Raw genomic sequence first — 22351 nt, 5'->3', positions numbered from 1 at the left:
AAGTTACGAGCGATCGCTCGTCGGCTCTGGTACACAGCACGCCTCTGTGATAATTTAAGAGAGTAATAAAGATACGTGCGCGTAGCGTGCCTTCGGCATCACCTTATCTAAAAATCATACTTTAATTCAGCAACGCCGATTAATTTAACCATTGCTTGGATTGCGATACCTTTATTGTTAGGTTTTATTATTTCTTTAACTCCTAAATTAGGTAAATATTTAGCATTATTTGGCAGTTTAATTTCTGTGATTTATAGTTTACAAATACTGTTCAATAACATAAATTTATCGTTTCAATTACTAGATAATTTTGGGGTTACTTTTAGAGTAGATTCTCTCAGTGGTTATTTTATTTTAACTAATGCTATTGTAACTACGGCAGTGATAATTTACTGTTGGCAACAGGAGAAAACTGCTTTTTTTTATGGACAAATTATTTTGTTACATACTAGCTTAAATTCAGCTTTTATCACCACAGATTTTATTACTTTATATGTTGCTTTAGAAGTTATTGGCATGATAGCTTTTACTTTAATTGTTTATCCTCGCACAGATCGATCTCTTTGGATAGGTTTACGTTATTTATTCATTAGCAGTATTGTAATGTTGTTTTATTTAGGTGGTGCAATTTTAGTTTATAAAGCCAATAATTCTTTTTATTTTGAAGGTTTAAACAACTCTCCTCCTGAAGCATTTGTATTAATTTTTTTAGGCTTATTAGTCAAAGGTGGAATTTTTATTTCTGGATTATGGTTGCCCTTAACTCATGCAGAGTCAGATACTCCCGTTTCGGCTTTATTGTCAGGGATTGTAGTGAAAGCAAGTATTTTACCTTTAATTAGATGTGCAGAAATTAGCGAAGATATTGATTTTATTGTACGATTATTAGGAGTTGGTACAGCAATTTTAGGAGTTTTTTATGCTTTATTAGAAAAAGATATTAAACGAATGTTTGCCTTTTCTACTATATCTCAATTAGGGTTTATTTTAGCTTCTCCTTCCGTCGGTGGTTTTTATGCTTTAACTCACGGATTAGCAAAATGTACTCTGTTTTTAACTGCTGGTTATTTACCCACCAGAAATTTATCAGAATTGAAAAAAAATGGTATTAATACTAGCATCTGGATTCCCCTTTCTTTAGCTTCTATTTCTATGATTGGTTTTCCTTTTTTCTCTAGTTTTGAAGCTAAGGTATTAACCATAGATAATTTACTTTCTTGGCAAGTTATTCCCATGAATATTGTCGCTATTGGTACAACTATTTATTTCTTTCAATTAATTTTATTACCCCATAAATCTGAGAAGGATAGAAAAATTAGTTTTAATTTACTATTAGCTGTTACTTTATTAATTTTTATGCTTCTTTCTACTAATATTATCTATTATGAAGCCTATATTTTGATTAATATTATTAAGGCTTTAATTATTGTTTTATTAGGGTTTTTATTTTACCGTTTTATTCTTAGAAAAATAGTCATAAGTGTACCTCGTATTCTTGAAGAATTTGATAATATAGTGGGTTTTTTAACTTTAATGTGTATTTTATTATATGGAGTGTTATTAATGGTTAATAGTCCATTATTATTATAATAAGTAAGTAAGCAAAATTAATTATAGGTTTACTTTATATTCATGCAAGAAATAAAAAACAAAAAACAACAAAAAATTATTAGTTATTAATTTTAAATTATATAATCTGTTTTACTTTAATACTTAGTTAATTCTTAATTTACTTTCTCATTAATTATGATTTTATCTCTTATTTTAAGACTAACAATTTGGTTTTTACTTACTTCTGATTTAAGTATTCCAAATATAATTATTGGTTTATTTATTGCCATATTATTACCTCGTAGTAACACAGAAAAAGAGTCAATAAAAGAATGGTTAAAAGTATTAGTAAGAGTTTTAATTGCTATTCCTCAAGCCTATTATGAAGCCTTAGAAATTATGATTTTTCCTCATCCTTATGAAGGTTTTACCGTGGAAAGAGTTAAACCAAATAGATCGAAAAATTTGATTTTTTTAGATATATTTTTAATAACATTTACCCCTAAAACTTTGGTTTTAAAATATTATCAAGAAGGGTTATTTCAAATTCATCGAATTTTAAGAAGGAGAAGTCAATGAATATTATTTTAGTTATCATGATTCTAATTTTATTGATACCTATTTATCAAGGATGGAAAGATGAAGATATATGGCAAAAAATGTTAGCTGTTGCTAGTATTTCTAGTAAAACTGCGATTTTAATTTTATTTATTTCTGTGTTAAGAGATGATTGGATGATTGCTATTGTTGGAGTAATTATTTTAACGGTTGGCAATGCAGGATTTATGTTATTAGCGCAAGTAATTAAACGTGTCACTACTGAAAATTAATTACAATTTTTATTTTTTTTATTTAATGAATTTATGAGTTATTTTTTGATTATATTTGGCTTAATTTTATGGTTATGGGGTACATCTTATTTATTAAGTAAACGTTCGCCCCTTTATAAACTTCATAGTCTTTCTGTGTCTGATACCCTTGGTTCAATTGCCATTGTTATGGGATTATTATGGAAAATACCCAGAGAATGGCCATTATTAGTCTTAGCAATTATTTCTTTGGCAATTTGGAATACTATGTTAGGTTATGTTTTGGCTTATTGTTCTAGTAGTAATAAAAGTAATACTGTTGATGAATAATCCTGATTTTTCCCTTTATCTTATCACTGCTTTATTACCTCTGTCGGCTTTTTTATTGGTAATTCAAGTTAATCCTTTTCATGCTTTAGTTATTCGAGGTATTTTAGGTGCGATCGCCACTTTAGTATATGCTATATTAGGTGCTGGAGATGTAGCTTTAACAGAGGCTTTGATGGGTACATTATTGGCAATTACTTTGTATGTCATTGCAGTACGTTCTTCTTTAGTGATGAAGTTGGGAGTATTAGAAACAGATTTCCAAAAGGAAACTCAAGCATCAATTTCTACGGAAGAAAAGGAAAAAAAAGATTTATTTTTATTGATAATAAGTAACTTTAAAAAGATTATCCGTAAATATTATTTAAGGTTAGAGTTGTTGAGTTATAAAGATATAAATAATTTAGAAAAAGCATTACAAGAAAAAGAAGTTCATGGTATTTGTTTTCCTATTAATAATAACATCAAAAATAACGAAAATTTAGATCATAAAAATCTCTATGAAACTATTTTTAGAATTGAAAGATTATACGAAATTATCTCTCAAGAAAACTCTAATGTTGAAACTAATTTAAGCTATGTCAATATAAAGCAAAATAAAGAGGAAAATTAATGAAAATTATTTATTTAATTGCTGGAATTGCCTTATTTATTAAAATACTAATTATTCCGAATAATATTTTAGAATCAGGAGAAATTTCCATCGTTGAAACCATAGTCAAAGATACAGGAATCCCTAATGCAGTATCAGGGGTAATTTTGCGTAATCGACTTTATGACACTATTTTTGAAGTAGTAGTATTTACCATCGCAATTTTAGGAGTACAACATTTATTCGCCGATGAAAAATCATCAGAAATTGTCTATCAATTCACCGATGAATCTTCCATTATTTTAGCTAGATTAGGGGCTATGATTACCACTTTAGTGAGTATAGAATTAGCTATAAGAGGACATTTATCACCCGGAGGAGGATTCGCTGCAGGAGTCGCTGGAGGTACAGCTATTGGCTTAATTGTGATAACTTCTTCCACTGAATTAATGGAGAAAATATATAAAGATTATAATGCTTCTAAATGGGAAAAAATTATTGTAATTGTTTTTATTTTATTAGCTATTATTACCCTCTTTGGAGTAGAATTACCTCACGGGAATTTAGGATCATTACTAAGTGGTGGTATAATTCCTTTATTGAATATTTTAGTTGCTTTAAAAGTCGCTTTAGGATCATGGGCAGTTATACTTTTATTTATCCGTTATCGAGGACTTTTATAATTAAAACAGGGGAAAGGAGAGAGGAGAAAAATAATTATAAATCAAGTCATGATAATTAATTGACAATGGATAATGCACAATTAAAAATTTCCCTTACTCCTACCTTAACTTAGTCAAAAATATTTTATTTTTCAACAAAATTATGTCTTTTTTTCTTAAAGCATCACTTTTAAATACTTAATTTTTATCACTATTATTTATTCCCTAATTGCTAGATATTGCTTTATTATATAATTGTCTAATAGAGTTAATAATTTGCTCAAAACCAGATTTTTTTTCTTGAGAATAAGGATCTAAATTTTGTAATTTATTTAACAGTTTTGCTTCTTGAATATCTACATCACCATCGCTGTAAACTAAAGCACTAATACTTCCTAATAATTCTTCATAATCTTGTATGGTGGGATTTTTCCCTAAATATTCTTCTAACCATTGATAACATTCTTGTGGATTAATAGGTTTAATTTCTGATAGTAAAGACTTAATTTCGGCATCATCATTAAGATTATTTTCTGTTACTACTTTTTGCAAATATTGTCTTTCTTGAGGTTGAATAATACCATCAATCCATGCTGTACCGACTAAAATTTTGACTAATAATTTAGTTTTATTTTGCGTTGTCATAAAATTATTTTCCTTTAATTAATTTTGCCATAAAAAATCCGTCCATATTATCCACAGGAGGAAATATTTTCACCATCCCTTTTGATGTTATCGAAAAATCGAAGTTTGGATTATTATTTTTTGTGTCTAATTGCCATAAAGGATTATTTTCTAAAAACTTAGTGATAATATCCTCATTTTCTTGTTTATTTAAGGTACAAGTAGAATAAACTAAAATACCACCATTTTTAACCCATTTTGCCGAATTTTCGAGAATTTTTAATTGTAATTCAGTCAAGGCTTTAATTTCTTCTGGTTTTTTATGCCAACGAATATCTGGATTTTTATGTAATGTACCTAAACCTGAACATGGCACATCTACCAACACTCTATCAACTTTATTTTCCCACCCCCTTAATTGACTGCTATCTCCTTCTAACACTTCAATGGATTTTAATTTTAGTCTCTCGGCGTTTTGAGTTACTTTTTTTAACCTTGATAAGTGGCGATCACAACCTATAATAGTACCAGTATCCTTCATTAACTCAGCGATATGAGTAGTTTTTCCTCCCGGAGCAGCACAAGCATCTATAATGATTTCATGGGGTTGGGGGTTGAGAAAATCGGTGACAAGTTGGGCGCTGGCATCTTGAATGGTAAATAAACCTTCTTTAAAACAGTCTAATTTAGTAATATTTCCCGCAGAATTAGCTAACCTTAAACCATCTGAAAGATAAGGTAAAAAAGTTGTTTCGATACCATGATTAAGGAGAATTTCTTGTAAGTTTTCCCTCGAAATTTGTAAAGAATTAACTCTTAAATCTATAGAAGGAATTTGGTTATACCAATTTAATAATTTTTTAGTATTTTTAACGTTAAATTGTTCGATAAAAAGAGAAACTAACCAATCAGGAAAACTATATTTAACTCCAAGATGGGGAATAAAATCTGAAGGTAAAATTAAAGGATCTTCTTGCTCTGATAATCTAATATAAGATCTTAGAATACCATTAACTACCCCAGAAAGTTTAGTTAAACCGTTATTTTTAGCCAAGTCAACGCTAGTATTTACTGCCGCCGACTCAGGAATTTTGTCGAGATACCGTAATTGATATAATCCCAATTGCAAAATAATACGCAAATTTAAGGGTTGTTGAGTGGCTTTTTTTGTGGCTAGTTGATTGATAAGACTATCAAGGGTACGTTTGCGTCTAACAATACCATACACCAACTCTGAAACTAAATGACTATTAGAAGGTGAAATATTTGAGGAGGAAAAAACTTTATCTAAGGCAATGTCAGTATAAGCATGATTTTGATAAATATTTTGTAAAGCCTGAAAAGCTAATTGACGAGGATTATTCATTAATAAAAAGTTATAATAAACAAAAATTTTACCATTAATTTTCATCTGTTAATAATTCCATTAATGTTCAATAACAAACTAATTTGCTATATCATAATGAGATTTTTTAAGATTAAAAATAACAACAATAATGGTATCATAATTTATATCTAAAAAAGTTTAAATATTATATCTTTTTATATGATTTGGTTAGGAATTGATCCAGGTTTGGCGATCGCAGGTTGGGCAATTTTAAAAGGGGATGAAACTAAAACCCCCGAAATTATCGAATATGGTATAGTTGAAACTCATAAAAGTCTGCCAACGGGAGAGCGTCTAGTGGAGTTAGAAGAGGATTTTATAGCTATTATGAAGGAGTTTAAGCCCCATCATGTAGCCATAGAAATGCCCTTCTTTAACCGACAAATAAAGTCCGCAGGAAAGGTTTTACAGGCTTTAGGGGTAATTAATTTAGTGTGTTATCGTGAAGCACAAATAACCCCTATTTTTTTACACCAAGCTAGTTGGAAAGCCCATTTAGGCAACGGTAGAGCCACTAAAGATGAAGTGGCAGAAATATTACAACAAATTTTTGATTTACCAGAATTACCGATTAACGACAGTGTAGACGCCATCGCCATTGCCTATGGTGCAGCTTGTGGCTTAAGAAATTCCATTAACTAACTAGGAGATAGGAGAAATAAATATAAATCAAGAGATGTAACTAAATGTTATGTTTGAATAACTAGAAACTCTTTGAACAAAATTAACCTCAAAGGTGGATAATATCAACTTTTTATTGAGTGATAATATCTGCTAAAATTATTCCCTCACGATGTGCCTTAATAATACTTAAATTTTCTCCGCTAATTTGTTCTAACATAAAGCAAACTTGATCAGGAGTCAATAAACTACCATCATTTTTAGCACTTCCTAAATAATTTATTGTCACGGTATCTGATTCTTGAAAATTATCATCAATTAAAGAGATTTTATCCAAATTTTCTCTTAAATTAACCATTTTTTTCTTACCAGTTTTAGCCGTTTTTTCCATGATTATTTCTGAAGAATTTTGCACTTGATTAAGCCAATTTTGCCACTGAGTAACGCTAAATTTATTATCAGCAGAAATAGTAATTACATATTCAGCAGTATCTAAAATTTGAGTAGCTTTAGGAGATTTAAGAGGTAATTCTTCAACTTTAAAAATAGGTAATTCTGGCGGTAATTGGGCTTTTAATTTTTCAGTAAATTCATTAATATCCATATATGTATGATTTTCAAAATCCACAATTTCCCCATTACTTGTCATACCTAATGATAAAGCAAGGGCGATGGAGATTTTTGGACCTGGATGAAAACCACCAGTGTATGATATAGGAATACTAGCCCTTCTGATGGCTCTGTCAAACAAACGTACTAAATCTAAATGACTAACTAACGCCATATCCCCATGTTTACCAAACCAAACTCGAATTTTTTGGGCTTTCTCTTGGTTAGGCTTGAAATCACCCACATAGTCTGGAATAGGAGGAGGAGTTACCACGATATTATGGCCAAAATCAGGGCTACAAACTCCGCAATGACTGCAACCATCAAAGGCACAATCTGGCACTGTGGCTTCTTGTAATGCCTTTTCTAAGTCATTTTTGAGCCAGTTTTTATCAATACCAGTATCTAAATGATCCCATGGTAAGGGCTTATTAGTTAATAGTTGATAGTTAATAGTTAATAGTTGGTTATGAGTTTCAAGACTTCCCCCATTTTGAGGGGGGATTGAGGGAGGTTTATCTTCTGCCTTCTCAAAAACATTCCATTCACCGTTTTCTACCTGACGATATTTCCATGTTAATCCAGCCTCATCAATAGCTTGTTGCCATGCTTTATAAGCCTTATCGATGTTTTCCCACCATGAATCCATCCCCGCCCCTAATTCCCACGCCCGACGCACTACGGGGGCTAAACGGCGATCGCCACGTCCTACAAAGTCTTCGATAGCGGAAATACGCACATCAGTATAATTAACCTTAACCCCTTTAACGGGATAAAATTCATCACGCAAAATATTACGTTTACGCAAAAATTCGGAAGTAGAAACGGAATGCCATTGAAAAGGAGTATGGGGTTTGGGGGTAAAATTAGAGATGGTGATATTAAAATTAAGACGCTTATTACTGAGATGTCTGCATTCTTGACGTAACCATTTAATAGTCTCCACAATACCGATAACATCCTCATCGGTTTCACCGGGTAAACCAATCATGAAGTATAACTTAATTTGATTCCAACCCTCTTTTACTGCGGTTTGAATACCTCGCAATAATTCCTCATTAGTTAAGCCCTTATTAATAATATTACGCATTCGTTGCGTACCAGCTTCAGGGGCAAAAGTTAAGCCACCTTTACGAGTACCACCAATAATGTTAGCAATATTCTCATCAAATCGATCCACTCTTTGGGAAGGAAGAGACAGAGAAATATTTTCATCCTTGAGACGGTTTTTAATTTCGATGCCAACGGCAGGTAAAGATAAATAATCAGAGCAACTAAGAGATAATAAAGAAAATTCATTAAATCCTGTCTGTTTCATGCCTTCTACAATACTTTCTACCACTTCCTTCGGCTCAACATCACGGGCTGGGCGAGTTAACATTCCGGGTTGACAAAAACGACAACCTCTAGTGCAACCTCTACGAATTTCTATAGTAAGGCGATCATGTACTGTCTGCACATAAGGCACTAAACCAATAGAATAAGCGGGAATAGGAGTGGCAACTCGTCTTAATATCCTCTCTGGCACATCCTCACGATTAGCCTTGACGCTACCATCTTCTTGCATATCATAGAATTGTGGCACATATACCCCTGGTACTTGTGCTAAATTCCATAGTAATTGTGTTTTAGTTAAACCCTCTTTTTTACCTTTTTCAATAACTAAGCCAATTTCGGGCAATAATTCTTCACCATCACCCAAAGCGACAAAGTCAAAAAAGTCTGCATAAGGCTCTGGGTTGGAGGTTGCGGTTTGCCCACCAGCGAAAATTAAAGGATAATCTCGATCTTTTCTTTCCTGCCATGTAAAGGGAATATCAGCTAAACTGAGCATTTCTAAGATATTAGTCGCTCCAAGTTCATAACTCAAGCTAAACCCTAAAATATCGAACTCTTTAACGTCTCGTTTCGATTCAAGGGCAAATAAAGGCGTATTTGTATCTCTCATTTTCTTCGCCAAGTCTGGTGCGGGTAAATAAGAGCGATCGCATAATTGTGTAGGTTGATCATTGATGATATTGTAGAGAATAATATGCCCTAAATTTGACGCACCCACTTCGTAAATTTCAGGATAAGTCAACACCCATCTAACTTCGGCGGATTGCCATTCCTTATGTTTTGCCCCTAATTCGTTACCTAAATAACGGGCTGGTTTAAATATTTCTGGTGTAATTAATTTATCTGTGGCAATGACCATAATTTTGTTAAGTTATCTTGTATCTTTTATTAATTATAAGTTGTATCTTAATCAATCAAGAATATAAAGGCAAAGTCAGATTTGGTAATATCTAAAGAAGTCAGACAAGAGGCAAAAGATATTGATTTAGACGATTTCAATATTAAAATTGATTTGATTTTTAATTTTGGGAGATGTCTAATGCTTAATCTGTTATTTTTGTTTAAAATAAGCCTCTAAAACCTGTCTAACAATAGGACCTGCCGTTGAGCCTCCTCCACCTCCTGAATGTTCCACAAAGGCAACTACAACGATTTCTGGCTTATCATAGGGGGCAAAACCACCAAACCATGTATGAGATTTTCCGGGGGGCGCTTCTGCTGTGCCGCTTTTTCCTGCAACGGCAACCCCACTAATAGCCGCTTTTGTTCCTGTCCCACCATCAACAACGGCTCGTAATCCTGCTCTAATAGTACTGAGGGTTTCGGGTTTTAAGTTCAAAGATTCCCGTTTTTTCATGAAAGTAGCTTTATCTTGGTAAAGATGGGGTGTCACTTTATAACCACCATTGGCTGGCACAGCAAACATTACCGCTATTTGTAAAGGGGTTGCTTGGGTAAAACCTTGCCCTATGGACATATTAACTGTATCTCCTGCTGTCCATTCCCAGTTAAATCGCTTTTTTTTCCACTCATTATCAGCGATTAATCCGGGGGTGTCTTCGGGGATTTCAATGCCTGTTTTACTACCAAAACCGTATTTTCTTGACCAATTGATCAGGGTTTCTCCACCAACACCGTTGCCTATTTGTCCGAAAAAAGTATTACTACTCCATGCCATTGCTCTGACAAAACCCATCGGGCCAAATCCTGCTCGATTCCATTCTCCAAAAGCTGTACCCCCCACTCGAAGATAGGCATAAGTAGGTAAGATGGCTTTTGATGAAAATTTCCCTGATTCCATTCCAGCAGTAGCCGTGACGATTTTAAAGGTGGATGCTGGAGGAAATCCCATTACCGCACGGTTAATTAATGGGTAGCCTTTCGCTTGTACTTCTTGCCAAATCTGTTCTGTAATTTTACCAGAAAAAATATTCGGATCAAAGGCTGGATAGCTTACCATCGCTAACACTGCACCATCTCTGGGATCTAATGCCACCACTGCCCCTTTGCGATCGCCAAGAGCTTTTTCCGCAGCTATTTGCAATTCTAAATCGAGGGTAAGAGTAACGTCATTTCCTGCTTTTGCTTCTTTGATACCTAGTTTACGCAGTACTTTTCCTGTGCCGTCTCTTTCCATCAAAATTCCACCCCATTCCCCACGCAATTGAGACTCAAAAGCCGCTTCGGAGCCCATTTTACCGATAACATCTCCCATGCGATAACCTTCTTTTTCACGGAGTTTTAATTCATCAGCATTAATTTCTCTGGTGTAACCTAGTATATGTGAACCGATTTTATGATGAGGATAATATCTGACGGTGTCTGTATCTACTTCGACTTGTGAAAGTAAGTGACGATTTTCTTCGATGGCGGTGATTTGTTTGGGAGTTAAATTACGAGCAATACGGACAAGTGTAGGAGAGTCGTAGCCTTCTTTTTCTAAAATATTCTGTAAATTATCTTCTGATATATTCAAAATATTGGCTAACATTTTTTTAGCGGCGGGCCAATTTTCTTGTTTTTGGGCAATAGGCCATAAATAAGCAGAATAAGACAATCGAGTTGCACCTAAACTTCTGCCTTTGCGATCGAATAAATTACCTCTAACCGGAGGTTTTGGGATGATTTTAGTACGATTATTTTCTGCTTTAAGAGAATACTTGTCTCCTTGGACTATTTGTAAGTATGCTAGACGAAAACCCATCGCACCAAAAAGAAAAAGACTAATTAAGACCATAATAAATATTGATTGGTCATTTTGTCCCACCGTTAACCAAATTTTTTTGTGTTGAATATTTTTGGGAGAATTTTTTTTTCTCCTGATGTGGTTATCTTTAGGTTTTTTGACTAAGTTTACTAATGTCATTAATTTGTTATTGATTGCTTTATTATTTTAATATGATCCAACATAGCTTATCTGTTTTTCTTTTTGAACTTGAATCTCATTGTTATTCTACGGCTATCATTACTTTTATTGATAGTGACGGAGAGGTTTTGATCATAGATTTAACGAGGAAATATCACCAAGTTAGATATGGTTATCAAGTAGATGTCAAAAAACAATTTATGTTACGTTTAGCTAATGGAGTTAAAACTAATGCTTCTCTTATTCTACGTTCCTTTACTGATGAAATTGATCAATATACTAATTTACCCATTAAGGAATTACGAGGGTATGTTTTACAACGTTATGGCGATATCCTAGAATTTCAAAAGTTATCACCGAGTATGATGTTTGCTTGTCATAACACCGATGCACAAACAGGAAAACCTATGTCTTTAGAGCAATCTGTGCGTTATTGTTAAATAATTTTTCATTGATTCAATAATAATGCAAAAATAGTTTCCATAGCAAAAAAAAGAATTATCCACTATCATTAATTTCTGGTAAGTAATTTTAAGATTCATGAATAGCAGTATTAATAACAGCGCCATTGAAAATGAACTAAAAAAGTTAATCAATGAAATTTTGTGTTTAGCGAAAAAATCTCCCGATAATATTTTTGACGTACTTTTGATTCTTCGAGAGTTAGAATTACTACATCGTAACATCAGACAAGAAATGCTAGAGCCGAATTTACCTGATACTCGTCATCGACTTTATTTATTGTTAAAACATATAGAAGAAGTTGGAGGTTGGCCTTATATTGAAAGAATGAAAATAAAAGATATTTGTGATAAATTACTTTCTCAAGAAAAATCACCCTAGGGTTACTTAATGGTTTCGTGAAATTAAGAAGATAAAGAGAGAAAGGGCAAGAGTTTTACTGTCTTAAAATTATCATAAAATAGAGCATTATCAGTCTTATTTGTTAAATAAAAACTCTATTTTTAGAATACTAAATTTTGCACAATATACTTAATTTTTAAAACTCTCACATCATTGCCCTTTTCCCTTCCATTTAGTTATTTTACAATTGCTCCAAAATCAGCTAAAACTCGGCTACAATTGCGTAATAAGCCTAATAAATTTAGACGGTTAGTTTTTATCTTTTCATTATCTGCCATCACTAAAACACTATTTTCACCATCAAAAAAGCTACTTACTTTAGGATTAATTTCTAGTAAACCATCGGTTAATAATTGATAGTTACTTTCACTTTTAGCTTGTTTACTAATGGGTAATAACTTAGACAATCCTTGATAAAATTCTTGCTCTGAAATTGATTCAAATAAATCAGGATTTATAACCTTTTCTAAGTGTAATTCTTCGGTTTTTAAACTTCCTTTTGAAGCTAATTTTGTTGAACGATTTACTGTCTCATAAATTTGAATTAGGATGTTATTATTCCGAATTTCTTGTAAAAATAAAGCTCTTTTTCTTACGTCTAATAAATTATTTAATGCTCTTTGATTATATTCTAAATCATTGTCTCCTAATACAGCATTTACTAAGTCATAATCGATGTTTAATTCATCTTGTAAAAGAGTATTAATTCTTTGTAAGAAAAATTCTTTTATGACATTTAAAGGAGATTTTTTTTCACGATGTGCCGTAGTAAATTCTTCACAGGCTTGAGTTAATAATTGAGATAAATTGAGGTTAAGATTTCCGTGCCAAATAATATTAATAATACCATTAGCTGCTCTTCTCAGCGCAAAGGGATCACTTGAACCTGTAGGCATCATGCCTAAACCCATAATACTGACTATGGTATCAAGGCGATCGCAAATACCAACAACTTGTCCATTAAGGGTTTCAGGTAAAATATCTCCAGCATTTCTAGGTAAATAATGTTCAAAAATACCTCTTGCTACCGTAGGAGATTCACCGCTAATTAAAGCGTATTTTTCCCCCATAACGCCCTGTAATTCAGGAAATTCATATACCATCTGAGTAACTAAATCAGCTTTACATAAAGAAGCCGTACTTTCTATGTCATTTTTTTGTTGTTCAGTTAATTGTAACTGGTCAGAAATTTGTTGACTAATAGTAATAATACGATTAACTTTATCGTGAATTGAGCCTAAATCTTCTTGAAAAGTAACATTTTCTAACTGAGGTAAATAAGTTTCTAAATGTTCATCACAATCCCCTTGATAAAAAAATTGAGCATCGGCTAATCTTGCTCGAATTACCTTAGCATTTCCTGTGGCAATAATATCAGATTTTTTAGGATCTCCATTAGAAATAGTAATAAAATAGGGCATTAAATCCCCTTTTTCGTCTCTAATGGGAAAATAACGCTGATGTTTAACCATAACCGTAGCGATAACTTCTGAAGGTAATTCCAAGAATTCTGGTTCAAATTTACCTAAAACCGCCGTAGGATATTCCACTAAATTCGTTACTTCTGCTAATAAATCAGGATAAATATCGGCTTTTCCGCCAACGGTATCAGCTAAAATCTTGATTTCTCCTTCAATCTTCTGACTACGATTTTTTACTTCTACTAACACCGATGCTTTTTCTAAAGAAGCAACGTAATTATTTGCCGAAGAAATTTTCACATTAGCAGGGTGTAAAATACGATGTCCTGATGTATAGCGATCGCTTTTTAACGTAGTTGAACCGCTTACTAATTCAAAAGGTAAAATCTCATTATCCCAAAGAGTAATAAGACTACGAATAGGGCGAGGAAAACGTAAATCACCGTCACTCCACCGCATAAACCTTCTTCCTTCTAAACCCATAATCCATTGAGGGATTAATTTTTGCAAGATAGAAGTAGTAGCATCACCGACAGTTTTTTTCTGAATAAAAATAAATTCTCCTTTATCCGTTTGTTTGATGTGAAAATCCTCTACTTTACCCCCTTGTTTACGCGCAAAACCTTCTGCGGCTGGAGTTGGCTTACCGTCTTTAAAAGCCGAAGAAATAGGTGGCCCTTTTATCTCTTCCTCTCTATCGGGTTGTTTCTCTTCTAAACCTTCTATTAACACCGCTAAACGTCTGGGAGTGCCGTAAATTGTAATCTCCCTAGGATATAAAAATTCGTCAGCTAAATTTTGTTTTATTTTGTATTGCCATTGATTAATTGCACTATCAATAAAGTCGGCTGGTAGTTCTTCAGTTCCAATTTCTAAAAGGAAGTTTGGCATATTTGCGTTATTTCTATAATCATTTTTCCTTTAATTATCGACTATTGCTTATTAATTAACAATAGATTATCAATTAAGGACATTGATTCTCTCTGGCTAAATCAAGTTAGTAAATAAAATTAATTGTCTGTTTACTTTATTTAATTGTCTGTTTACTTTATCAAAGGCACTCATGCAACAAAGATTATTCATTATTTTTATTAACTTTAAAATAGATAATCCGCAAATGCTTTAAACTTAATTGATTCACTTCCCAACGATTAAACCAATTATAAATTATATTTCTACTTACCTTAAATATCAAAATTTTTATCAATCATTATTAATAGTTACTAAGTGTCAATATAAATGCAGGAGGGGGAGTATATAAACCAATTTCAAATAAATCTCTAGATCCTGTAATACCTTGTCCTATAAATAATAATAATGCTAAACAGTTTAAAATAATGTGAATATTACGCCATTTATGGGATTTATCTCGATAAATATCATCAATAATGGCTACGGAAAAAATCATTAATAAACAAACAATTACACCATAATAGTAGTGTGACCAAAACCACTCATTACCACGACGAAAAACACCATCTTGACAACCTAAAATAACAACTCCCATGCCACTTAAAGTAGCAAAAATTCCTCTCCATAATTTTACTCTCCCACGAAATAATAAAATAAAAGAAGCAATGGTAAAAATAAACATTAAAACTAAGAAGATAAACTGTAGAAAATTTGTTTGCCAAAGTTGTTCTTTAAGAATATTTTTAGTAATAATAGGTTGTGCTAATCCTATCAATGTGACTATAACTACTGCTGTGGATAATAATTTCCCAATATTTACATGAGTTTTACCCACGGAAGGGGCAATTTTAGTTTTTTCTCCTGTTTTTACTTGTAATCTTCTTTGACGAGTTTCCCACGCAAAATAAGAAACTATCCCCACTAAAGGAAAAACACCAATAACCGCAAGAAAAGGATGAATTAAGAGGCTAAATTGTTCCAATGTCATAATTTTATTTCGTACTTTTAACTTGAATTATCTTTACCCTAGAATGTAACTAAGTTTTCTTGAAAAATACTGAATTTTTACTAAACATTTTTTCATGAAAATATTATGTATTCTCGGTATTTAGCAGAACAATAATTCTGTTTAATTAGTAGTCAGCTATTAGATTTAATAATTAAAAGTATTTAAAATTCTCACAAATACCTGAGTATGATAAAACCTAATACCTACCCAGATAAAGATTCTTGCATCGAACTCAAGTCATTAAAGCATACTTTGTCTGAAGGTGTTTGTATCAAGAGAATTTATAACTAAATAAAATTTTTATTAAGAAAGAGTGATTTTTTTTACGGATCGTAGTTCAATAAATACTATTTACTATGAAAATTAATATATAAAAATATCTTTGCAAGAAGAAATTAAGCAAAAATGAATAAATTAGCCGCTAGAATATCCCAAGTTAATCCCTCCATTACTCTGACTATCACCGCTAAAGCTAAAACCATGAAAGCAGAGGGGTTAGATGTTTGTAGTTTTAGTGCCGGTGAGCCCGATTTTGATACTCCTAATCATATTAAATTAGCAGCTAAACAAGCATTAGATCAAGGTAAAACTAAATATGGCGCGGCAGCAGGAGAAATTGGTTTACGTCAAGCCATCGCTAATAAGCTCAAAAAAGACAACAATTTAGACTATAAACCTGAAAATATCATCGTTACTAACGGTGGGAAACACTCTTTATATAACTTGATGATGGCGTTAATTGAAGAAGGTGACGAGGTAATTATTCCTGCACCCTATTGGTTAAGTTATCCTGAAATGGTGACATTAGCTGGAGGCAAATCTGTAATTGTAACTACCACCGCAGAACATGACTATAAAATTACCCCAGAACAGTTAAAACAGGCGATTAACTCAAAAACTAAATTATTTGTCTTAAACTCTCCTTCTAACCCCACAGGAAGCGTTTATAGCCCATCTGAGATTAAGGCTCTAGCCCAAGTTATTATTGATCACGATATTCTAGTAGTATCCGACGAAATTTACGAAAAAATCCTTTATGATGACACTACTCATTTAAGTATTGGAGCAGTGAATGATGAAATTTTCAAACGTACTATTATTAGTAACGGTTTTGCAAAGGCTTATTCTATGACGGGATGGCGTGTTGGTTATATTGCTGGTGATATTAATCTTATCAAAGCCATGACCACTGTTCAAGGTCACAGTACTTCTAATGTTTGTACTTTTGCTCAATATGGCGCTATAGCCGCTTTAGAATCTTCTCAAGAATGTGTGGAGGAGATGTTAGTCTCTTTTACCCAAAGAAGAAAAGTCATGTACTCTGCTGTAAAATCCATTCCTAATGTTAGTACCACTTTACCTCAAGGAGCATTTTACCTATTTATTGATATTAGTAAAACTGGTTTAAAATCTTTGGAATTTTGTGATAAATTACTTACTCAAGAACAAGTTGCGGTAATTCCGGGTGTTGCTTTCGGTGATGATAATTGTATTCGTTTATCCTATGCCACTGATATGATATCTATTGAAAAAGGTATGACAAGACTAGGAAATTTTATTCAATCACTCTAATATTTAACTAATTAATAAAAACAAGTCATCAACATAAGTTTTTACTTAAATATTGTGACTTGTTCTTATATTTCAAAAAAAATAACATTCAAAACTCAAATAATTTCATTATGAATTAACTAAGATAAAGACAACTATCTACTGTTAATTTTATTATCACCTTACCTATTTATAAATAACAAAAAATAACTACTCACTACTCTTTTTCTAAAAATACTATTCTACTTAACGAAAGCGTTTTTTGCGACGAGCAACGGCTTTGCGTTTTTGTTTTTCAATGGGGGTTTCAAAGTGACGCAGACGTTTAATATCTGCAAAGATTCCAGCTTTAGAAACTTGTCTTTTAAAACGACGTAAAGCTGATTCTATATTTTCATTTTGTCCTACAACCACTTGGGTCATTTAATATCCTCCTTACTAAAATTTTTACTTAGATTTTAAAACTAATATACAATTATAACTTACTAATGGATGTTATACCATAGGTAAATTAATTAAATTTTTATTTGAGATAATATATATTCTAATCTTTGGCGATCGCAAATATAAAGGTATCCTAACAGTGTTTCTAAACCAGTGGCTTGTTGATAGGTTTGTAGAGGTAAACGACGAGGAGATTTATTAACAGAATTTTTACCCCGACGAACCCAATTTCTTTCGATGTCCGTTAAAAGAGGGTATAGTTGTTGTAAATAAGCAGCTTGTGATTCTGCTCTAACCTTGCCAACTACTTGGTGATGATAGTCAGAAATTTTTTTCGGAGGTAATAAAAACTTAGTTCTAATATAAAGCTCAAAAACTACATCGCCGATATAAGCAAAAGAAACAGGGGAAATTTGTAGAATAGAAGAAGGAGAAATTTCCCCATGCAAAATGGGTTGCCAGTGGGGAATAACCTCATTCTGGGAGTCAGATTGAGGCGAATTCGAGGATTCAAAATTGTTTTGTGTTATAGACAAAGCATGAAACTGGTTTTAAAGCTAAATTATTGCATATCTTCTAAGGCTTCATCAAGAGAATTTTTCAATTTAAGAAACTTCTCTAATCTAACCATTTTTACTGTTTGAGTTACTCTCGCATTACTAACAATTCGGAAATTTCCTTTGATGGTATCAACGTGTTTTGCAATACGAACTAAAGCACCTAATCCTGAACTATCAATGAAGTCAATTTGAGATAAATCTAAGATTACCTGATTAGCTGATTCTTTGACATAATTCAAGACTACTTTCTGAAAAGTCGGTTCTGAAAAAGCGTCTAATTGACCTAGTAAATGGAAGATTTGGCAGTTTTTTCTGACTTCACGAGTCCCTCTAAGACTAACTGTCAGATTTAGTTGTTCTGAAATAGCTACCTCCTTACTTTCCTGTAGTTGATGAATCAATTGTACAATATAGCTTAAAATTGTACGATTAAGTCTATTTTTTTTGATAATTTTGATTAATAGAGCTTATTATAGCCATAATAACTCATGATGAATTTTTTTATGATAAGTTTAGGTATATTTTGTCTCGTGTTGATGGGTAATTTATCCGCTTTAGCTTTACCTCCTCGGGAGGACATTCCTGAAGAAATTTTATCGACAGAAATCATTGTTGAGGGAAAATCTCCTATCGATAATAAATCATTAACGGCGGCAGATTATGCTTTATTAGAAGAAAAAATAGCAAACAGTGCTTTTCCTCCCGTAGTTAATTCTGATTTACGTCATCAGATTTTTTTACTTAATATTCTTAAAATGATTCGCACTATTTCACCTTTTAATAATTAGTATTTTATCCAAATCTTTTCAATAATTTTGAGGAAGATTAAACTACATAATTGTTAAATATAATTAATTATATTGACTATGATTAAAACAGCCATCGGGAATAATATTGACTGTCAAACTTTAAAAATAAAATGTTCTGAGATCATTAATGAGAGTAAACTTATCGAATCTCCTTACAATCTTGATTGTTTGATCGAAGACAAATATCTAGTAATTTCTATTGATGATTTTGGGGAAGATAATTTAACTAAAATTATTGATTTAATTCGACAAGTTATTAATGAATATCAAATTATTGATGACTTTTTAATTCGTAGTTTTGATGATGTTAATAAAATATTTTTTTGCAGTAATAATCAAACTAAAGATAACATTATTAATGATAAGTTTGAAACTGTAAATAATTTAAAATATTCTTCTTTTAATTTTTCGGTAGGATTTTTTATTTTTCTTTTTGGGTTATTATCTTTAGGTACTATTGGTACGATATATTATTTTACTCGTCCTTGTGTTTTGGGAAATTGTGAGTTAATCACAGAAACGGAAACATCAATATCTCGTTTATTAAAAAATCAATCTCAAGGTTTAGATGAAATTAAAATAAAAAATATACAATTAGGGTTAATAGAGGGAATAAATAAATTAAAAAGAGTTCCTCGCTGGTCAAAATATTATCAAGAAAGTAATATATTAATTAGTGAATATAAAAATAAAATTGACGATTTAGATAAATTATTAAATGCTTTAGTGTTAGTTAATAATGCGGAAACTTTAACAAAAAATTTACCTTTATCTTTAGATGAATGGAATAGAGTTAAAAGTTTTTTAAATGATGCTATTAAGATTATAAATTCCATAAAAGTAGAAGAATTAAATCAATTTAAAACAGAAAAATTAATAAGTTATCAAAATGAATTAACGACAGTAAATAATAATATTCTACAGGAAAAAAAAGCTAATGATTTATTAAATCAAGCAAAAGATTTAGCCGTAGTAATTGATAATGAAGCAAAAGAAGTTAAGTCTTTAGTCGATTTAGAAAATATAGGAAAAAAATGGCAAACTTCCATTCAAAAAGTAGAATTAATTTCTCCTCAAACAACAGCTTACTTAGAAAAAGAAGAAATTTTAAATAATTATTTACAAAAACTCATTACAGTACAAAATCAAATTAATCAAGAAAAAAATGCTTTAAATATTAAAAATAAAGTGCAAGAAAAAATTAAGTTAGCTACAGAATCTCAAAAAAATAATCAATGGACAAAAGCAGTTTCTCTATGGAAAGAAGCGATAACTCTATTCAAAAAAATACCTTCAGAAGTTTTGTTAAGAAAAGAAATAAATAAATTAGAATCTAATGCTAATAAACAATTAGAAATAGCTACATCAGAATTAAAACAAGCGATTATTAGAGAAGAAATCAAAACAAAGTTAAAAGAAATATGTAACAAAGAAGAAGTAATGTGCAGTTTTAATGTAAGTAAGGAAAATATTAAAGTCTTTTTAACGGATAAATATTTACAGAAAATAGCTTCAGCATCAGCTATAACGAATTTAACTAATAATAAAGAAGAAAAAAATCAAATCATCACTCATATTGATCAAGTAGAGAAAAATTATCAATATCTTAGCTCAAAATATAAATTACCTGTAGAAATATATAATCCTCAAAGACAATTAATTATGATTTACAATAACCCATTTTAGGTGACAGTTTTTACAATAAAAGTTACATAAATATTTGTAATAATTGATGCTAAAAATAGTTAAGTACCTATTTATAATGATTTAGTTAAAATCTGGTGAGGATTATGTTCAAAAGTAAAACTACACAAAAAAAAGTTAAATTAATTATTAACAAAATAAAAAAATCTTCTGGTTGGCAAGGTTGTGTTCTTTTAAGTTCAATACTACTTCTTTCTTCTAGTTATGCTGTTTATGCTCAAGATACTCCCGTTGATTTACAAAAGGTTACGGGAGAGTTAAAAGTCGGTTTAGATACTTTATGGGTAGTTTTAGCTTCTGTTTTGGTGATTTTCATGAATGCTGGTTTTGCCATGCTAGAAACTGGTTTTTGTCGCCGTAAAAATGCTGTGAATATGTTATCAAAAAATTTGATGGTATTTGCAGTATCAACTATTGCTTTTTGGGCTATCGGTTTTGGTTTAATGTTCAGTGATGGCAATGGTTTCATCGGTTTACAAGGTTTTTTCTTAAAAGGTGTTGATAATAGTCCAGCCCTAGGTGATGCCTATGAGGGGGTTTATAACGCTTTAAATTGGACTGGAGTTCCTTTGTCGGCAAAATTCTTATTTCAAGTAGCTTTTGCTGGTACTGCCGCTACTATCGTCTCTGGTGCGGTAGCCGAAAGAATTAAATTTATCGATTTTCTCCTGTTCGCTTTTTTCTTGGTAGCGATCGCCTATCCCATGATAGGACATTGGGTTTGGGGGGGAGGCTGGTTACAAAAAGCTGGATTTCAAGACTTTGCTGGATCAACAGTAGTACATTCGGTTGGTGGTTGGTGTGCTTTAACAGGGGCGATTATTTTAGGTGCTAGATTAGGAAAATATCAGGAAGATGGCAGTATAATACCGTTACCTGGTCATAATTTGAGTGTAGCGACATTAGGCTGTTTTATTCTTTGGATTGGTTGGTTTGGCTTCAATCCGGGGTCAACTATGGCGGTAAATGATAGTATTGCTAATATTGCCGTGGTTACTAATTTAGCGGCTGCGTCAGGAGGTATTACAGGTACTGTTACAAGTTGGATATTAGCAGGAAAACCTGATTTATCTTTAAGTATCAACGGTATATTATCAGGATTAGTAGCCATTACCGCAGGTTGTTCAATGGTTAGTAACTCTAGTGCGATTACCATTGGTGCATTAGCAGGAATTTTAGTAGTTTTTGCGGTTTATTTACTCGATAGTTTAAAAATAGATGATCCCGTAGGTGCAGTGTCAGTACATTTAGTTAACGGTATTTGGGGTACTCTTGCCGTGGGATTATTTGCCGATGCCACCATCACAGGGAATGAAAAAATAGCTGGTTTATTTAGTAACGGTAATTTTGCCTTACTCGGTATTCAATTATTGGGTGTTGTTACCGTGGGAATGACTATGATAATTTTAAGTGTTTTATTTTGGAATCTTCTTAGAGTTACTCTTGGTTTAAGGGTTTCTCCTGAAGAAGAATATTTAGGCTTAGATATTGGAGAACATGGTATGGAGGCTTATAATGGCTTTTTGGAAGTAGATAATTAATGATGAGTTAGGAGTTAGGAGTTAGGAGATAGGAGATAGGAGATAGGAGTTAGGAGTTAGAAAGGAAACAGGGAATTAGAAAGGAAACAGGGAATTAGAAAGGAAACAGGGAATTAGAAAGGAAACAGGGAATTAGAAAGGAAACAGGGA

The 22351-nt window shown here is 32.0% G+C and carries 22 protein-coding genes; 13 read left to right on the top strand and 9 right to left on the bottom strand.

The genetic code is table 11. From position 1 onward, the window contains the following. Positions 1-138 precede the first annotated feature (138 nt). The 6 genes from ACEW8E_RS07860 to ACEW8E_RS07835 all read left to right on the top strand — a co-directional run bounded on the left by ACEW8E_RS07860 (position 139) and on the right by ACEW8E_RS07835 (position 3962). Complete coding sequence (locus tag ACEW8E_RS07860; RefSeq protein ID WP_373479791.1) at positions 139-1590, top strand: cation:proton antiporter; 1452 nt, start codon at positions 139-141, stop codon at positions 1588-1590. 156 nt (positions 1591-1746) lie between these two features. After that, the gene (locus ACEW8E_RS07855; RefSeq protein ID WP_373479789.1) at positions 1747-2130 is read left to right on the top strand and encodes a cation:proton antiporter; all 384 of its coding nucleotides are present in this window, start codon (positions 1747-1749) and stop codon (positions 2128-2130) included. Then, positions 2127-2381 (top strand): hypothetical protein, encoded by a 255-nt coding sequence (locus ACEW8E_RS07850; protein WP_373479788.1) that lies wholly within the window; start codon positions 2127-2129, stop codon positions 2379-2381. Before ACEW8E_RS07855 ends, ACEW8E_RS07850 begins: the two co-directional genes overlap by 4 nt. 33 nt (positions 2382-2414) lie before the next feature. After that, positions 2415-2690 (top strand): monovalent cation/H(+) antiporter subunit G, encoded by a 276-nt coding sequence (locus ACEW8E_RS07845; protein WP_373479787.1) that lies wholly within the window; start codon positions 2415-2417, stop codon positions 2688-2690. After that, entirely contained in the window at positions 2683-3300 is a 618-nt protein-coding gene (locus tag ACEW8E_RS07840) for a DUF4040 domain-containing protein (protein ID WP_373479786.1), read from the top strand. Before ACEW8E_RS07845 ends, ACEW8E_RS07840 begins: the two co-directional genes overlap by 8 nt. Then, on the top strand, positions 3300-3962 hold the full coding sequence (locus tag ACEW8E_RS07835; protein WP_373479785.1) for a Na(+)/H(+) antiporter subunit B: 663 nt from the start codon (positions 3300-3302) through the stop codon (positions 3960-3962). Before ACEW8E_RS07840 ends, ACEW8E_RS07835 begins: the two co-directional genes overlap by 1 nt. Positions 3963-4166: 204 nt before the next feature. Here ACEW8E_RS07835 and ACEW8E_RS07830 read toward each other — a convergent pair whose 3' ends face one another. Both ACEW8E_RS07830 and ACEW8E_RS07825 read right to left on the bottom strand, forming a co-directional pair. After that, a complete protein-coding gene (locus ACEW8E_RS07830) occupies positions 4167-4586 on the bottom strand; it encodes a TerB family tellurite resistance protein (RefSeq protein WP_373479784.1) in 420 nt (139 codons plus the stop codon). 4 nt (positions 4587-4590) lie between these two features. After that, positions 4591-5976 (bottom strand): 16S rRNA (cytosine(967)-C(5))-methyltransferase, encoded by a 1386-nt coding sequence (locus tag ACEW8E_RS07825; protein WP_373479783.1) that lies wholly within the window; start codon positions 5974-5976, stop codon positions 4591-4593. Positions 5977-6111: 135 nt separating this feature from the next. Here ACEW8E_RS07825 and ACEW8E_RS07820 point away from each other — a divergent pair, with 135 nt between their 5' ends. Then, a complete protein-coding gene (locus ACEW8E_RS07820; RefSeq protein WP_373479782.1) occupies positions 6112-6594 on the top strand; it encodes a crossover junction endodeoxyribonuclease RuvC in 483 nt (160 codons plus the stop codon). Positions 6595-6706: 112 nt separating this feature from the next. On the opposite strand, the gene ACEW8E_RS07815 is transcribed toward ACEW8E_RS07820, so the two are convergent. Both ACEW8E_RS07815 and mrdA read right to left on the bottom strand, forming a co-directional pair. After that, positions 6707-9379 (bottom strand): TIGR03960 family B12-binding radical SAM protein, encoded by a 2673-nt coding sequence (locus tag ACEW8E_RS07815; RefSeq protein ID WP_373479781.1) that lies wholly within the window; start codon positions 9377-9379, stop codon positions 6707-6709. A gap of 192 nt (positions 9380-9571) precedes the next feature. After that, positions 9572-11386, bottom strand: a complete 1815-nt coding sequence (mrdA, locus tag ACEW8E_RS07810) for a penicillin-binding protein 2 (protein ID WP_373479780.1) — start codon at positions 11384-11386, stop codon at positions 9572-9574. A gap of 32 nt (positions 11387-11418) precedes the next feature. Between mrdA and ACEW8E_RS07805 the strand changes: the two genes are divergently transcribed. After that, positions 11419-11826, top strand: coding sequence for a hypothetical protein (locus ACEW8E_RS07805; protein WP_373479779.1), 408 nt, complete (start codon positions 11419-11421; stop codon positions 11824-11826). Positions 11827-11926: 100 nt separating this feature from the next. Beyond that, positions 11927-12229, top strand: a complete 303-nt coding sequence (locus ACEW8E_RS07800; protein ID WP_373479778.1) for a hypothetical protein — start codon at positions 11927-11929, stop codon at positions 12227-12229. A gap of 197 nt (positions 12230-12426) precedes the next feature. Here ACEW8E_RS07800 and glyS read toward each other — a convergent pair whose 3' ends face one another. Next, positions 12427-14562 carry a glycine--tRNA ligase subunit beta gene (gene glyS / locus ACEW8E_RS07795; RefSeq protein ID WP_373479777.1) on the bottom strand — a complete coding sequence of 712 codons (2136 nt, stop codon included), beginning with the start codon at positions 14560-14562 and terminating at the stop codon, positions 12427-12429. Between the two features lie 322 nt (positions 14563-14884). Further along, positions 14885-15571 (bottom strand): DUF4079 domain-containing protein, encoded by a 687-nt coding sequence (locus tag ACEW8E_RS07790; protein WP_373479776.1) that lies wholly within the window; start codon positions 15569-15571, stop codon positions 14885-14887. A 426-nt stretch (positions 15572-15997) separates the two neighbouring features. On the opposite strand from ACEW8E_RS07790, the gene ACEW8E_RS07785 reads away from it, so the two are divergent. Further along, positions 15998-17164 (top strand): pyridoxal phosphate-dependent aminotransferase, encoded by a 1167-nt coding sequence (locus ACEW8E_RS07785; protein ID WP_373479775.1) that lies wholly within the window; start codon positions 15998-16000, stop codon positions 17162-17164. Positions 17165-17389: 225 nt separating this feature from the next. On the opposite strand, the gene rpsU is transcribed toward ACEW8E_RS07785, so the two are convergent. The 3 genes from rpsU to ACEW8E_RS07770 all read right to left on the bottom strand — a co-directional run bounded on the left by rpsU (position 17390) and on the right by ACEW8E_RS07770 (position 18494). Then, positions 17390-17566 (bottom strand): 30S ribosomal protein S21, encoded by a 177-nt coding sequence (gene rpsU, locus ACEW8E_RS07780; protein ID WP_066347499.1) that lies wholly within the window; start codon positions 17564-17566, stop codon positions 17390-17392. Between the two features lie 92 nt (positions 17567-17658). Then, positions 17659-18123, bottom strand: coding sequence for a Mini-ribonuclease 3 (locus tag ACEW8E_RS07775; protein ID WP_373479774.1), 465 nt, complete (start codon positions 18121-18123; stop codon positions 17659-17661). Between the two features lie 26 nt (positions 18124-18149). Next, the gene (locus tag ACEW8E_RS07770) at positions 18150-18494 is read right to left on the bottom strand and encodes an STAS domain-containing protein (RefSeq protein WP_373479790.1); all 345 of its coding nucleotides are present in this window, start codon (positions 18492-18494) and stop codon (positions 18150-18152) included. A 141-nt stretch (positions 18495-18635) separates the two neighbouring features. On the opposite strand from ACEW8E_RS07770, the gene ACEW8E_RS07765 reads away from it, so the two are divergent. From ACEW8E_RS07765 to ACEW8E_RS07755, 3 genes are all read left to right on the top strand, one after another. Next, complete coding sequence (locus tag ACEW8E_RS07765; protein WP_373479773.1) at positions 18636-18935, top strand: hypothetical protein; 300 nt, start codon at positions 18636-18638, stop codon at positions 18933-18935. A gap of 78 nt (positions 18936-19013) precedes the next feature. Then, positions 19014-20642 (top strand): hypothetical protein, encoded by a 1629-nt coding sequence (locus ACEW8E_RS07760; RefSeq protein WP_373479772.1) that lies wholly within the window; start codon positions 19014-19016, stop codon positions 20640-20642. Positions 20643-20746: 104 nt separating this feature from the next. Further along, complete coding sequence (locus tag ACEW8E_RS07755) at positions 20747-22201, top strand: ammonium transporter (protein WP_373479771.1); 1455 nt, start codon at positions 20747-20749, stop codon at positions 22199-22201. The last annotated feature ends 150 nt before the right edge of the window (positions 22202-22351 follow it).

Source organism: Geminocystis sp. (assembly GCF_041753295.1).
Classification (GTDB): domain Bacteria; phylum Cyanobacteriota; class Cyanobacteriia; order Cyanobacteriales; family Cyanobacteriaceae; genus Geminocystis.
The sequence above is the reverse complement of the archived record's forward strand: the minus strand, read 5'-3'. Positions and strand labels throughout refer to the sequence as shown.

Coding starts and splice junctions, on each gene's coding strand:
- ACEW8E_RS07855 (WP_373479789.1), top strand. CDS start 1,747: ATGATTTTATCTCTTATTTTAAGACTAACAATTTGGTTTTTACTTACT.
- ACEW8E_RS07850 (WP_373479788.1), top strand. CDS start 2,127: ATGAATATTATTTTAGTTATCATGATTCTAATTTTATTGATACCTATT.
- ACEW8E_RS07845 (WP_373479787.1), top strand. CDS start 2,415: ATGAGTTATTTTTTGATTATATTTGGCTTAATTTTATGGTTATGGGGT.
- ACEW8E_RS07840 (WP_373479786.1), top strand. CDS start 2,683: ATGAATAATCCTGATTTTTCCCTTTATCTTATCACTGCTTTATTACCT.
- ACEW8E_RS07835 (WP_373479785.1), top strand. CDS start 3,300: ATGAAAATTATTTATTTAATTGCTGGAATTGCCTTATTTATTAAAATA.
- ACEW8E_RS07830 (WP_373479784.1), bottom strand. CDS start 4,586: ATGACAACGCAAAATAAAACTAAATTATTAGTCAAAATTTTAGTCGGT.
- ACEW8E_RS07825 (WP_373479783.1), bottom strand. CDS start 5,976: ATGAAAATTAATGGTAAAATTTTTGTTTATTATAACTTTTTATTAATG.
- ACEW8E_RS07820 (WP_373479782.1), top strand. CDS start 6,112: ATGATTTGGTTAGGAATTGATCCAGGTTTGGCGATCGCAGGTTGGGCA.
- ACEW8E_RS07815 (WP_373479781.1), bottom strand. CDS start 9,379: ATGGTCATTGCCACAGATAAATTAATTACACCAGAAATATTTAAACCA.
- mrdA (WP_373479780.1), bottom strand. CDS start 11,386: ATGACATTAGTAAACTTAGTCAAAAAACCTAAAGATAACCACATCAGG.
- ACEW8E_RS07805 (WP_373479779.1), top strand. CDS start 11,419: ATGATCCAACATAGCTTATCTGTTTTTCTTTTTGAACTTGAATCTCAT.
- ACEW8E_RS07800 (WP_373479778.1), top strand. CDS start 11,927: ATGAATAGCAGTATTAATAACAGCGCCATTGAAAATGAACTAAAAAAG.
- glyS (WP_373479777.1), bottom strand. CDS start 14,562: ATGCCAAACTTCCTTTTAGAAATTGGAACTGAAGAACTACCAGCCGAC.
- ACEW8E_RS07790 (WP_373479776.1), bottom strand. CDS start 15,571: ATGACATTGGAACAATTTAGCCTCTTAATTCATCCTTTTCTTGCGGTT.
- ACEW8E_RS07785 (WP_373479775.1), top strand. CDS start 15,998: ATGAATAAATTAGCCGCTAGAATATCCCAAGTTAATCCCTCCATTACT.
- rpsU (WP_066347499.1), bottom strand. CDS start 17,566: ATGACCCAAGTGGTTGTAGGACAAAATGAAAATATAGAATCAGCTTTA.
- ACEW8E_RS07765 (WP_373479773.1), top strand. CDS start 18,636: ATGATGAATTTTTTTATGATAAGTTTAGGTATATTTTGTCTCGTGTTG.
- ACEW8E_RS07760 (WP_373479772.1), top strand. CDS start 19,014: ATGATTAAAACAGCCATCGGGAATAATATTGACTGTCAAACTTTAAAA.
- ACEW8E_RS07755 (WP_373479771.1), top strand. CDS start 20,747: ATGTTCAAAAGTAAAACTACACAAAAAAAAGTTAAATTAATTATTAAC.